At 51.0% G+C, this 13,281-nt stretch carries 12 protein-coding genes; 6 read left to right on the top strand and 6 right to left on the bottom strand.

The features are described 5' to 3' along the window. The first annotated feature begins 35 nt into the window (after positions 1–35). Both NCTC9997_RS05295 and NCTC9997_RS05290 read left to right on the top strand, forming a co-directional pair. Positions 36–959: a GGDEF domain-containing response regulator gene (locus NCTC9997_RS05295; RefSeq protein ID WP_064977512.1), complete on the top strand. Its 924-nt coding sequence runs from the start codon at positions 36–38 to the stop codon at positions 957–959. A gap of 199 nt (positions 960–1,158) precedes the next feature. After that, on the top strand, positions 1,159–1,725 hold the full coding sequence (locus NCTC9997_RS05290) for a lipoprotein (RefSeq protein ID WP_047706997.1): 567 nt from the start codon (positions 1,159–1,161) through the stop codon (positions 1,723–1,725). A gap of 226 nt (positions 1,726–1,951) precedes the next feature. On the opposite strand, the gene NCTC9997_RS05285 is transcribed toward NCTC9997_RS05290, so the two are convergent. Next, positions 1,952–2,539, bottom strand: a complete 588-nt coding sequence (locus NCTC9997_RS05285; protein ID WP_064977511.1) for a TorD/DmsD family molecular chaperone — start codon at positions 2,537–2,539, stop codon at positions 1,952–1,954. Positions 2,540–2,575: 36 nt separating this feature from the next. Further along, entirely contained in the window at positions 2,576–3,253 is a 678-nt protein-coding gene (locus NCTC9997_RS05280; RefSeq protein WP_039046164.1) for an esterase/lipase family protein, read from the bottom strand. Positions 3,254–3,620: 367 nt separating this feature from the next. On the opposite strand from NCTC9997_RS05280, the gene NCTC9997_RS05275 reads away from it, so the two are divergent. After that, entirely contained in the window at positions 3,621–4,283 is a 663-nt protein-coding gene (locus tag NCTC9997_RS05275) for an HAD family hydrolase (RefSeq protein ID WP_064977510.1), read from the top strand. A 129-nt stretch (positions 4,284–4,412) separates the two neighbouring features. Here NCTC9997_RS05275 and NCTC9997_RS05270 read toward each other — a convergent pair whose 3' ends face one another. Further along, on the bottom strand, positions 4,413–4,802 hold the full coding sequence (locus tag NCTC9997_RS05270; RefSeq protein WP_152135943.1) for a surface-adhesin E family protein: 390 nt from the start codon (positions 4,800–4,802) through the stop codon (positions 4,413–4,415). A 664-nt stretch (positions 4,803–5,466) separates the two neighbouring features. Here NCTC9997_RS05270 and nfo point away from each other — a divergent pair. Next, positions 5,467–6,318, top strand: coding sequence for a deoxyribonuclease IV (gene nfo, locus NCTC9997_RS05265; protein ID WP_064977508.1), 852 nt, complete (start codon positions 5,467–5,469; stop codon positions 6,316–6,318). 150 nt (positions 6,319–6,468) lie between these two features. Here nfo and NCTC9997_RS05260 read toward each other — a convergent pair whose 3' ends face one another. Beyond that, the gene (locus tag NCTC9997_RS05260) at positions 6,469–7,296 is read right to left on the bottom strand and encodes a DUF5718 family protein (protein WP_064977507.1); all 828 of its coding nucleotides are present in this window, start codon (positions 7,294–7,296) and stop codon (positions 6,469–6,471) included. 191 nt (positions 7,297–7,487) lie between these two features. Between NCTC9997_RS05260 and NCTC9997_RS05255 the strand changes: the two genes are divergently transcribed. Continuing rightward, positions 7,488–7,931, top strand: a complete 444-nt coding sequence (locus NCTC9997_RS05255) for a nucleotide triphosphate diphosphatase NUDT15 (protein WP_064977506.1) — start codon at positions 7,488–7,490, stop codon at positions 7,929–7,931. Between the two features lie 541 nt (positions 7,932–8,472). Beyond that, positions 8,473–10,098, top strand: coding sequence for a HAMP domain-containing methyl-accepting chemotaxis protein (locus NCTC9997_RS05250; RefSeq protein ID WP_064977505.1), 1,626 nt, complete (start codon positions 8,473–8,475; stop codon positions 10,096–10,098). 201 nt (positions 10,099–10,299) lie between these two features. Here NCTC9997_RS05250 and NCTC9997_RS05245 read toward each other — a convergent pair whose 3' ends face one another. Next, positions 10,300–11,712 carry an MATE family efflux transporter gene (locus tag NCTC9997_RS05245; protein ID WP_064977504.1) on the bottom strand — a complete coding sequence of 471 codons (1,413 nt, stop codon included), beginning with the start codon at positions 11,710–11,712 and terminating at the stop codon, positions 10,300–10,302. 320 nt (positions 11,713–12,032) lie between these two features. Then, on the bottom strand, positions 12,033–13,241 hold the full coding sequence (locus tag NCTC9997_RS05240) for a Bcr/CflA family multidrug efflux MFS transporter (protein WP_036768531.1): 1,209 nt from the start codon (positions 13,239–13,241) through the stop codon (positions 12,033–12,035). Positions 13,242–13,281 lie beyond the last annotated feature (40 nt).

Here is a 13,281-nt window from a genome sequence, read left to right as displayed (position 1 = left end):
TTGGTGCTCAATGCCGGCCGCTTTCGGAGCATGTCATGGAATACGCCCCTATCCGCTACATCCCGCGCATTTTGCTGGTTGATGACTCGCGCGCCACGCTGATGCTGCTGAGCACGATCCTCAAGCCGTATGGTGAAATACTGGTATCGATGGATGGGTTAACCGCGCTGCATGTCGCACGTGAAAGGCAGCCCGATTTGATTGTGCTGGATATCGAAATGCCCGGGCTGTGCGGCTTTGATACCTGCAAAATGCTCAAGCAAGATCCGCTCACCCGCGATATCACCGTGATTTTCATCACCAAATACCACAATCCACAAGAAGAGATCGAAGCGCTAAGAAGTGGCGCGGTCGATTTTATCACCAAACCCTTTAATGCCACGGTGGTCAAAACCCGCGTGGGGATTCAGCTGAGTTTGAAAAAACAGGCGGATTTACTGCGCCAGCAAGTCAACTTAGATGGTCTGACGGAAGTGTATAACCGACGCGCGCTGAACGTGGATTTAGATAATGAAATCCGCCGCCATGCGCGCACCAGCCAGCCGCTGGGGTTAGCGCTGCTGGATGTGGATCACTTCAAACTGTACAACGATTTTTATGGTCACCTAGAGGGCGATAGCTGCCTGAAACGACTGGCGAGAGTACTGCAATCCACGACTCGGCGCGCCTCTGAGCGTGTATATCGCTACGGTGGTGAGGAGTTTGCCATTATTTTGCCCAATACCAACGAAGGCGAAATTCGCCAGTACGGCGAGTTCCTTTGCCAGAAAATTCGCCAGCAACAATGGGCGCACAATATGTCGCCGGACACCGGCAATATTGTTACCGTGAGTATTGGGGTTGTTTCTATAACGCCCAGTAATGAAACAGGCGATGAATTGCTGGACCGCGTCGACCAAGCGCTGTATCACGCCAAAAAATCGGGGCGCAATCAAATTAAGTATTGGCTCGACACCTAAAGCATCCCGTAATACGTTGTTTTTACTAATCTATCTTGCTTTCTCTGCCGATGAAAAAGTGCTTTGTACGGCACAGTTCTCCCCACGTTGACAAGATAAAATAAGGCTTTCTGTGCGATGAAGCACGTTCTGACTCGATTTTTCAGAATGTAAACGGTATTCTTTGCCACCGTTTTCAAGAAATTCAGAGATGCCTTCCATGTTCAAAAAAATTCAGATGATGTTTGCTGCCCTGCTGTGTACCGCCCTGCTGGCGGCATGTAGCCAATTAACTCAGTACGCGCTGACTGAGCAACAGGTGAACGAGTACCTGCAGCAAAAAGTGGAATTCCAAAAACAACTGGGTCTGCCGGGCGTTTTTGAAGCCAACATTACCCTGAAGGACATGCAGGCAAAAATCGGGCGAGCAGAGCCAAATCAGGTGATTTTGAACGGCACTGCCGATCTGAATCTGAGCACATTGGTGGGACAAGAGCATGCCAACGTGGCGCTCTCTTTAGCCGCTCGCCCATACTTTGACAGTGAAACCGGTGCTATCTATCTGCGTGAAATGCAGCTGCTGAATGCCACCGTAACGCCACAGTCACTGGAAAAAAGCACCAAAGTGCTGATGCCATACCTGAAAAACTCACTGCAATTGTTCTTTAACCAGACGCCGGTTTATGTGCTGGACTCAAACCGCAGTAAAGAAGAAGCACTGGTACGCCAGCTAGCAAAAGGCATCGAAATCAAGCCGGGTAAAATTATTATTCCCCTGTCTGAATAATGATGGCCTCTGAATAATTACGGCTTCTGAATGACCGCCAACGCTGAATCTGGGCTGGCTGACTTTGCCAGCACTGCTGAGCAAATACAGCGATGGGAAAAGTGATCACGTTATCTCTGTGTTAAAAAAAGCCCCTGCACTGCAGGGGCTTTTTCGTATGTGGCAAACAGTGTACAGACTGTGTAACCAGCACAGAGTGTTTACACCAATCGGTTAATTGGCCACATCAGGCGTTATCACTCTCATCGCCATTTTGCGCTTCTAACTGCTCCACCAGCTCATCAGCCATGGCTGATAGGGCTTCACGGGTCAGCACCGCCAGCGCGCGGTAGAAACCGGTTTTGGCATGCATCTCAACTTGCCCCAATACTTTCGCCGCTGTTGGCAACAGATAGTGCTGGAACAGTGCCTCTTGCGCCGACACTTCATCTTCTGCACTTTGATCTTCAACCCATGAGGCTGTTAGCAGCATCTGGCCAAAGTGACCACCCGCTACTGTGCCGGCGCCCGGCATGCCCACTTGCTGTTGGAAAGCCGCAAAGCCTTGAACATCAATGCCATGCTGTTCAGCCAGCAGTGATACTGCACCGTTATCGCCAAACAGTTCGCTATAATCGGTGCACAGTGCCGCCACATCTTGCGGCTGACGCAACTGCTTGAGGGCAAACTCGCTGTTATCACTCAATACCAGCGGCCACATTTCGCTAAGGGCACCTTGCTGCAGCATATTAAGTACTGGCGGCATCACCGCATCATCCGGACGACGATAAAACAGCGTGCCGAACAAACGGCATAAGGTTGAAAAGGTGTTCATGGCAGATCCTGCGGCTAATCAAATAAAAAGCGGAGTTTACTCGTTTACCGCTGCCGGCGCATCTTCCGCCTCGTGATCAAAGCGTTGATACTGCATAAAATGATCCACTTGATGGATCACATCCCAGGTGTAAATCATGTTGGTATGGGTCGCACTGACATCAATATGATCGGTTTCCCCCGGCAAACAAGCTTCACGCACCAACACTAAACCGTCGCTCGGCTCTTGATCCAGCTGCCAGAATAATAACGGCCGCATCCCCACCGCGGTGGTTCCGGCTATAGTGCCCAAAGGAATAGGCACATCCCAATGATCGGGCAAATCGCTTTCCAATAACCCGTGACTACCCGAATTACCAATCAGCCATCCCATCCCCAATTGCTGCAACCGCTCGGCACTACTGGCCCGCTGATGCGGGGTGCCCAGTGTCACCACACTGCTCACGCCACGTGGGCGGTGCTGATGCAAATAATAGCGAATGATCAGCCCACCGAGACTGTGGCCAACTAAGTGCACCGGCATATCGTGCGCATTACTCAGCAAATTATCCAAACGCTGATAAATCTCTTCCAGCTCGATATTTAACGAGTTATAGGCAAATGTTTCGGTCTGCCACCCCAGATAATGCAGACGATCGGTAAACGGCTGCATGATCAGCCGATTCATAAACAGACCGTGTATCACTATCACCAGACCTTGACGTTCTTGTGGCATCGTACACAACCTTTTTTATCAAAACTTTTAGTCAATAGACCGTTAACTCAAGCGTCATTACAGCCGACGAGCCATTGCTCGGCATCAAGCACGGTATATTTCTTATCCGCATGAATATCTTTTCATGCCCCACCGGCGCTCACACGCACTTAAGCTAACTTATCCGCTTCGCATCACACAATTATGACTGATTCTCTTATTATTGCCGTGCAAGACGGACGAAATACTGCCCCGCACCTGTCAGCCTGATGGGTGACACAAAAATAAAAATGTCACTAGAGCCAACGCGCACCAACGTGTAAGGTAAGCCTATGCGCTGAATCATGTTTTTTGGTCAGTTTTACTCTGTCTGTTAGGATTTCCCGATATGGCTCTGGCAATTTTTGACCTTGATGACACCCTGCTCGCCGGGGACAGTGCCAGCCTGTGGCTGGAATATATGGTGAATACCGGCATGGCGCCTTTTAGCATGCTGGCCACCGAGCAAGCCATGATGCAGCAATACCGTAAAGGTGCGTTGGACATGTCTGCCTATCTCGATTTCACCTTAGCGCCACTACGCGGCCTGTCAGTGAGCGAAATCCAAGAGCGGGTAGAACAATTCGTCACGCACATGATTGCGCCACGAATTTACCCAGAAGGGATAGCGCGCCTCGATTGGCATCGCCAGCGCGGTGATATTCCACTGCTGATTTCTGCCAGCCCTGCACACATCGTGCATCCGATTGCGCGTTTATTGGGTATCGAGCACAGTTTGGCCATCGAGCTAGAAACCCGCGATGACTGCTACACTGGCCAAAGCTGCGGCACACTGACGTACCGAGAAGGGAAAGTTATCCGCTTACAGCAGTGGCTGACCGAACATCCGCCTTACTCGATTGAACGCAGTTTTGGCTATAGCGACTCACGTAATGACATCCCACTGCTATCAGCCACCGATCGACCGTATGTCATCAACCCCGATCGCAAACTGCACAGCGTAGCACTAGCCCAAGGTTGGACAGTGTTGTGCTGGAACGCACCGGTCTAGTGCCAACGCAGAGACATTAACGGCTGCCCGTTTGACCGTGGCAGCCGTTGTTTTATTCCATACCGCATCAGTTATTCACGCGAGAGTGTTGTTTTAGCTCTCTGCACTTGGCCGCTTCTTACAGCACATCTACATGGCTCGCGAGCACAGTTCGCTCATCAGCAGTGCATTGGCTGAACCGGCGGGGATTTGCTCAAAAGGCGCCGCTTCGTAGCTGGCCATGATGAAGCGCTTGCCATCTTGCTGGGTGACCGATATACGATCCGTGGCGCTTTGCTTTTGCGCGCAATCCAAGCGGACTTGGCTTTGCTGCCCGACTAACAGTAGCGTACCAATCTCTGTGGGGCTGATATAATCTAACCGCACCTGCGCATGGGTAATGCCTTTGTCGTCCGTCATGGCGGTCATTGTATCGACATACACTTGCCCATCGGCAGTACTGCCCAGCGGTTTCCACGTTTCCTCTGCCGCCTGTGCAGAAATGGATACCATCAATGTCAGTAACGTGAAAACTGACAACCCAACCCACATCCTCCATGTAACTTGAGAAACCCAAGAGACGTGAGAGCTAGATTGAACACTGGATTGCTTGTGAGATGAACGGGATGGCACAGTGTTAACGCCACGTAAGCGAACTTCGGCCAGTTTACCTAATCGGTTCATACGCGCCCCTATCTGCTTAAGTTATTGTTTGCTTGAGTTATTGCCTAAGTTATTACTTAAGTTAATCCGCTCAGCTTGTACTCGATTGGTTTTCGCTCAATCAGCCTGCTCGTAATCAACGCTCTAGCAATCAACATCGCAACAATCTGTTATTCAGCCTGCTATTTTTTAGCAATGTGCATATTTAGCGTATGGCTAAAGCCTTGGCTGGATAACAAGGAAAGTAGCTGTAATCGTCTGGTGAGCTCGGAAATTTCGAGCACCACATCGAGGTTTACAACCGGCAGAGCGCCTCCTTGTGCCTGTGATCAAGCGTAGGTAACTTTTTCTGTCTACCGCCATTAATTCGTGACGCGAATCACCGTTTCTGCTGTAAACCGATTCAGCCTGCGGCATAATGCCAACACGGGCATAGTGCCCACGACAACAACAAGATCACCGGCGATCACCGCGCCCTCTATTGTATGCATGTCATGCGATGAGTCAGCGCACCACGACCGAGATCAGAAGGAGTTAAGCGATGACAAAATATATCGGTGCCCATGTCAGTGCCGCTGGCGGCGTAGATCAAGCGGTTTGGCGCGCCAAAGAGCTCAATGCCACCGCCTTTGCCCTCTTCACCAAAAATCAGCGCCAATGGAATGCAGCGCCACTGACTGACAGCATGATTGCCGCCTTCAAACAGGCCTGCGAGCAAACGGGCTTTCGCCCGGAGCAAATCCTGCCGCATGACAGTTACCTGATTAATTTGGGGCATCCGGAAAGTGAAGCCTTGGAAAAATCGCGCGCAGCCTTTTTAGATGAAATGCAGCGTTGTGAGCAGCTGGGTCTGACTTTGCTGAATTTTCATCCGGGAAGTCATCTCAACAAAATCAGTGACAGTGAAAGTCTGGCCAAAGTCGCCGAATCCATCAATTTAGCGCTGGCGCAAACCCACGGGGTGACCGCCGTGATCGAAAATACGGCCGGACAAGGTTCTAATCTGGGCTGGCGTTTTGAACATCTGGCAGAAATTATTGCGCAGGTCGAAGATAAAAGTCGGGTCGGAGTTTGTATCGATACCTGCCACACCTTCGCCGCAGGCTATGATTTAAGCTCTCTGGACGCCTGCGCTAAGACCTTCGCCGAATTCGACGCCGTGGTTGGTTTTCAGTATCTGCGCGGCATGCACATCAACGATGCCAAGAGCACGCTTGGTAGCCGCGTAGACCGCCATGACAGCCTCGGCGTTGGCAATATCGGTAAACCGGCCTTTGAATTTATCATGGCCGATCCGCGTTTTGACGGCATTCCCTTGATTTTGGAAACCGTAAATCCAGATATCTGGCCGCAAGAGATTGCGTGGTTAAAATCGCTGGCCAACGCTGCGTAAGCATAAATGGCTAAGTGCCGCTGGCGAGAAATCACGAGCACCAATAGCCAATAGCCAATAGCCAATAGCCAATAGATAGAGCCAGAAAAAAGGCAAAGAAAAAGGGAGACTCTCGCGGTCTCCCTTTTTAATGCTTCGTGCAGCTAAATCTTACACATCCACTTGCTGCACCAAGGCTGACAGGAAAGCATCAGACAGCTGGTTGTTACGCACTTTCTCTTCAATATCGTGCGCGCTGTACGCAGAGCCTTTATAGACCACCACCACGCTGCGATCCCCAGGGCGCAGGAAATGGGTTTCCCCAAACTCGGTATAACGGGTCGCGCCAATGCTGATCAGTGCCTGTGTTGGATAACCGGATTTTTTCAACAGCTCCGCAATGTTCTCGGCTGGGCCTTCATCTTTTTGGAAGTTCATCTGGTTAATCAACCAGTCAATCAGACGCTGGTGAAAATAGCTGTACTCCACCACTGGGCTATCAACCCCATAGCGGTACACTTCCGAGCCACGCACCAGATAGCAACCAATCCGGTAGTCATCCATCACGCCACCTGGCGCAAATTGGTCAATCTCCAGCAAAGTGGAGGAAATCCCCTTGCTGCATGGACCCCAGTTTTTCTTTTCACTGATTTTACGAGCATTCGGGCGACGAATTGAGCAGTCGTTATAGGCAGCGAAATAGCGAGGCGTCAGGCCAACCACTAACCCATCTTGATAGTGAATATCACACAGCAACGCCACTTCTGGCTCAATTTGCAGATTATCGGCATCTGCTGGCGGCACAATATGGTCGCTCGACAGGGGATAGGTCTGCAAAAAACCGGCATCTGCTGACGGTACATAGAATGGGAAAATGGCTTTCGGAGCAACGGCATCGGCCACTTTCACCGCCACAAAATCTTTGGCCTCACCTGCCTGCTCAAGATGCCCAGCAAAGTTACCGGCCACACCCAAACCAATCACGTGCTCAAAATTCATGTCCGATGTCTCTTTTGATAAGTCGCTGTCAATAAAACAGATTGAATAAAAATAAAGCGGAAAAAGCCGCGAGTTAGCACCAGAGTTTACCGATTAATGCCGCCGATATCCGAGTGCCACGTCAAACTTGTCAGCATAAAAAAATAAGCGCATGATTTTAATATTGTTTTATTTTGAGTTGGACATAGTTCATGAATCGGCCTTATGTCGGCGTCGGCGTTATCTTGCAACGTGCAGACGGAAAAATTTTGGTGGGAAAACGCAGTGCTAAGCATGCCCCTTACTGGTCTATCCCGGGTGGACATCTGGAGGCCGGCGAGTCATTTGCCGAATGCGCTATTCGCGAAGTGGCAGAAGAGACCGGCTTGGTCATCAGCAACCCGCAAGTGATTGCCCTGACCAACAATTTAGAGACCTTCCAGCAAGAAGGAAAACACACCGTTTCCGTCTGCTTATTGGCCCATACCGAGGGCGAGCCGCAAAATCTGGAGCCACACAAGTGTGAAGGTTGGCGCTGGGTTGAGCCCACCGCACTGCCTGAGCCGCATTTTGAAGCCAGTCGGTTATCTATCTACTGCTGGTTGAATAAGCAGATGACGGCGGATCTAGCCACCGTTCGGAATGCCGCACAATAATGCCAGCTTGAACCTTCCTAGGTCACCTCGTAGACACATCGTGTTCCAGCTTCCGCCCTATTGGATTTTCTTTGAACTCATAAGGTAAGCGAAGTCCTGTTCTCGATAGTCTTCTGCTCTCAGCAATCATTGGCGCTGTACCGAAACAGCGTCAATTCCATCTAAAACGTCTTTTCGATATCGATTGCGCAAAAATAACGCTAAAGCTATGCAATTAGATGCCGATAAGGCCGTTCATAATGATGTCATTGTGTCTTTATTATTTATAAGCCAATACATTATTTTAATAAAATCAGCATGTTAATTTTTAAATTTAACAGTCATAGCGATAAATAATAATTTGAGTCAAATATGACTCAAATACATATAAAACATACACATTACCCACGTAATGCCTGTGACTATGTTGGTTTTATTTTATGTTTTTGTTGTTCGTAGTCTGCCAGGCATGTACATGCGCTTATCCGAGTGGAGAGGCCATGTTTCAAGGATCTTTGCTATGCATGCCGGTAATCAGCCGTTAAGGATCACGCCGTAATTTATGTTTTATAAAAATATCTCAATAGGAAAAAAAATTGCCCTGGTGTTCTCATTTGTCGCCGCCGTCTGCATGATGTTAGGGCTATTTTTAAGCCATGCCCTGCATGGTATCCAAAATCGCTCTTTGGATTTTACTGACTCGGTTCTCCCCAGCATTATTTCAGTGGAAACCTTGCGCAACCACATCACTTCGATTCGCAGTGATCAATTTGCCATCTTGCTGGAAGATGGCACCCAAGTGCAAAAGCGCCGCAATACCATCATGCAGGAGATCGAGCAAACAAACCAAGACCTGCAAAGTTATGGCAGTACGGTGGTAGATCAAGAGCGTCCGCATTACGAACGGTTTCGTAAAGACTGGCAGCAATACATTCGCGTATCACACACCTTTGAACAATTGGTACTGCAAGGACAAACCGCTCAAGCTCAGCAACTCCTGATCCAATCACGTGAGCTGTCCGATAACATGGAAGATTCCATCGCCAAATTGGTGCAGATCAACCTGGCGTTTGTTCGCGATAGTCGCTCTGATTTGCTGGATAAAATCGCACTGATCATCAAAGCTAATATCGGCAGTATCGGCCTGCTGATGCTGTTTATGGCGGGCATGACCGTGTTCTTAACACGTCAAATTTGCCCACCACTGCAAGCGGTGGTGGAACAAGCCAACGCCATTGCCTCCGGTAATCTGACGCATCGCTTTGATAACCGCTACATGAGTAACGATGAGCTGGGTCTATTGGCCAAAGCGTCACTGAAGATGCAAGATAACTTGCGTGTCATCATTGAAGATGTGGTCACCGCCGCCACTCAACTTGGCGTGGCTATCGAATCTGTCGACACCGTCTCCGAACACACCACCAACGGCATTCAGAACCAGCAGCGCGAGATTTCTTTGGTGGCCACCGCGATGACCGAGATGAAAGCTACCGTGGCTAACGTGGCCGATAACACCGAAACCGCCTCTCAGTCTGCGGCTGCCGCCAATGATCTGGCTCGTCAGGGCAATCGGGATGTGCGCCAATCGCTCAATGAAATCACGCAAGTCGCGCAGGAAATCGAACATGCCGGCTCACTGGTTACCGAACTGGAGCGTGAATCGGCGCAGATCAATATGGTGGTGGATGTGATTCGTAGCATCGCCGATCAAACCAACTTACTGGCACTGAATGCGGCAATTGAAGCCGCGCGAGCCGGTGAGCAAGGCCGCGGATTTGCAGTTGTAGCCGATGAAGTCCGTACCTTGGCGGGCCGCACTCAAGCTTCTACCGGTGAAATTATCGCGATCATCGAAACCCTGCAGGCGAAAGCCAATCAGGCGAAAGATGTCACCGGCCAGACATGCGAGATGATCCGTCACTGCGTAGCGCAAAGTCGTAATACCAGCGAAGGGATCCAGCAGATCGAAGAAGCAGTATCGCAGATCGCCGATATGGCCTTGCAGATTGCCAGTGCCTGTAGCGAACAAGATGCGGTATCGGAAGAGTTGGATCGCAATATTGAGCGGATCAATGAATCGTCCAACGCAGTGGCGCAAGATGCTTATCACACCACCGAAGCTTGCCATGAGTTAGGCCAATTGGCCGCACGCCTGCAACAAAGCGTGGCGCACTTCCGCTTAGCGTAATTCTCCCTCGATCTGTACTGAATTACGCCGATTCACGCATAAAGAACGCTAATTAAGCTCGCTATTTATTGAACGCAATATCTAGCGAGCTGGCCGCGTTCGTAGGCAACTGAGTCGCCTATTTGACCTACTGTATTGTGCGGATACTCATGGTCCGCGACCGTACTTGAGCTAAGAGTCACCGAGCGCGATTGTTCGGCGTTAACTGGCCACTGCTGCCGTTTGCACCATATTTTTCATCCATGCGCGGCTACGCACACGGAAGAAACAACCGATAATCTTGACCACTTCTTCGGTGAAGATCGCCAGATACACCCACTGCAACCCCACATCGGTATAGAAAGCCAAAAATGCCACCAGCGGAATGCCGATAAACCACTGCGCAATCACATCCTGATAGAAACAGAATTTGATATCGCCGCCCGCTCGCAAAACGCCAATAATCATTAGCATTGGCACACTTTTAAGCAGCACCGCCACTGACAGCATGATGTAAAAGCTCGACGCCAGATCCAGCGTTGGACCGCGCAGCCCACTGAATAGGGCCAAGACCGGCTGTTTAATCAACAGCATGACCACCGCCACCACCACGGCACTGGCGACACAGAACGCAGTCGCAAGCCACGCCTGCCGATAAGCTAAATCAAAACGGCTCGCCCCGAGCTGATTACCAATCACCACCGCCGCACCGGTAGCAATACCGTTTAACATTGCCAGACACAACGACTCCAGCGGAGCCATCACCGTCAGTGCCGCCAACGCTTGTGTGCTGATATGGCCGAAAATGGCGTTATACAAGAACACGCCACCCGCCCACATAACCATATTGGCAATCAACGGGATCGCCAGTTTCAACAGCCGCACCACTTCGCTGCGGTTTAAACTTTCCCGCATATCCTGCCAGCTGAAAGCCAACAAGTGCTTGCGCCAATACAGCCACGCCGTCAGAGCGATGACTTCAATCAGGGCGCTGAGTAAGGTTCCCCACGCCGCGCCCACAATGCCCATGGCCGGAAAACCGAAACGACCAAAAATCAGCACATAGTTAAAAAAGATGTTCAGACTGATACCGATGGCACTGAATACCGTGCTGGTGGCTGCCTGATGCATCGAACGCAATCCAGCGGCAAAACTGGCACCGATCGCCGTCAGCAACATATTACCGGAGGTGATCTCCATAAATGACGCCCCGAGCGCAATCACTTCTACCGAATTGGACGCCAACCCCATCACGCGCTCAGGGATAAACAAGAACACCGACGCTCCGGCAAGGCCAACTACGCTGGTGATCATCAACGTAAGCGCCACCGTGCGCTTCATCCCTTCCCGATCGCCGGCCCCCCAATATTGCGCCAGCAACATGCTGCCGCCGGTACACACGCCGAGAACCAGCAAGGTCGTGACGAAAATCGCCCGCCCCGCAACCCCAATTGCGGCCACATCCGCCTCACCCAATTGCCCCAACATCACAATGTCGACCAAACTTCGTGAGGAGAACAGCACCACCTGCAACGCCACAGGCAATGCCACCGTCAGTAACTGACGGAAAAAAGCCGCATTAGAGACGGCAATATGCACACCTCTATCGAGAGAATCGGCGCGGGAATGAGACATAACAACTCCGGGAATAAGACCTGAAACCAACCGCTATCTAAAGCATGACCGGCACAGAACTGCAGGATACATAAATGGAAACCAGCTCTATTTTACGGGAGTTGTAAAAAGAGATTACAGACTTCTGCGTGACGGCGCTGCCAAATTTGGATTCAAAAAATGTCGTAGTTTCAGAAAGGTTTTTGACGTCAATTTACTGCCACACATCGAGGCAAAAAAGGAAAAACAAGAGGGAAAACTGAAGCGAAAAATCGAAAAACAAAAACGGCAGGCTTCACCCGCCTGCCGTTAAGGATTACCGCGAATTGATGACCAAAATATCAGCGACTGGCGTGCACTGTGCCGCGCACGGCCATGCCGTAGTAACAAGCGATAGACACCAGCGCACAAGCCGCCATAGTGCCAACCATCGGCCAAATCGTGCCCGATGGCATCGCCGCGACCGCCGAACCGATGATAGCGCCAGTACCAAAGCGCAATGTGCCGGTGACCGACGACGCCGTGCCCGCCATATGCGGAAACTCTTCCAAAATCGACGCCATCGCGTTTGAGCCGACAATCGAAATCGCCCCCACAAACACCGCAACCCCACTCACCAACGCCCAGAAGCCTAAGCCCAGTAAGCCACCGGCCACCAGCCACACCCCCATCACCAATTGGATCCACAGGCCGACCTTCATCATAAAGTTCGCCCCTTTGCGCTTAACAAAGCGCCCATTGATGCTGGTGATCACAATCAAACACAGGATGTTCAGACCGAAGTAATAGCCGAAATGCTGCGGGTCAACGCCGTGCAAATCGATATAAACAAACGAACCGGCAGTCAGGAAAGTAAACATCCCGGCGAAAGAGAACGCCCCGCTCAGCATGTAGCCCAGCACTTGGCGTTGACGCAACAAGGCGCTGAAATTCCCCAGTGTACTGCGCAGCTTAAACGGCTGCTTTTTATCTTCCGTCAGGGTTTCAGGGATAAAACTCCACACCAACAGCGAGCAAATCACCGCCGCAATGGTCAGTACCCAGAAGATAGCATGCCAATCAAACCACACCAGCAAATAGCCACCCAGCATCGGTGCCAGCAGCGGTGCCACAGTCATGATCAGCACCACCATCGACATCATGCGGGAGAAATCATCCTTGTGGAACAAATCCCGCAGCAGCGCATTGATCACCACACCGGAGGCCGCGCCAGCAAAACCCTGCACCAGACGAGTAGCAATAAACCAGTCAATGCTGGTCAGTTGGGTACACATCAGCGAGGCCACCGCAAACAGCAGCGTGCCCAGAATAATGACCGGTTTACGTCCGAAGCTGTCAGCTGCCGGACCGTGGAACAGCTGGCCAACCGCAAAACCCAAGGTATAGGCGGTTAAGGTCATCTGCACCGAGCCTGCCGGTACATTCAAATCGGCCGCGATGGTCGGCAAGCTGGGCAGGTACATGTCGATGGCCAGCGGCGTCAGCATCGCCAGCATACCCAAGATAAAAATCAACAAGGGATGGTGGGCGTGTTGGGGGTGCGTCGTCACGTTATCTCACTCTTTTTAGCGTAAGGTTATCCAAAACCTG

It is taken from the genome of Plesiomonas shigelloides, assembly GCF_900087055.1.
Taxonomy (GTDB): domain Bacteria; phylum Pseudomonadota; class Gammaproteobacteria; order Enterobacterales; family CAMTGL01; genus Plesiomonas; species Plesiomonas shigelloides.
The sequence above is the reverse complement of the archived record's forward strand: the minus strand, read 5'-3'. Positions and strand labels throughout refer to the sequence as shown.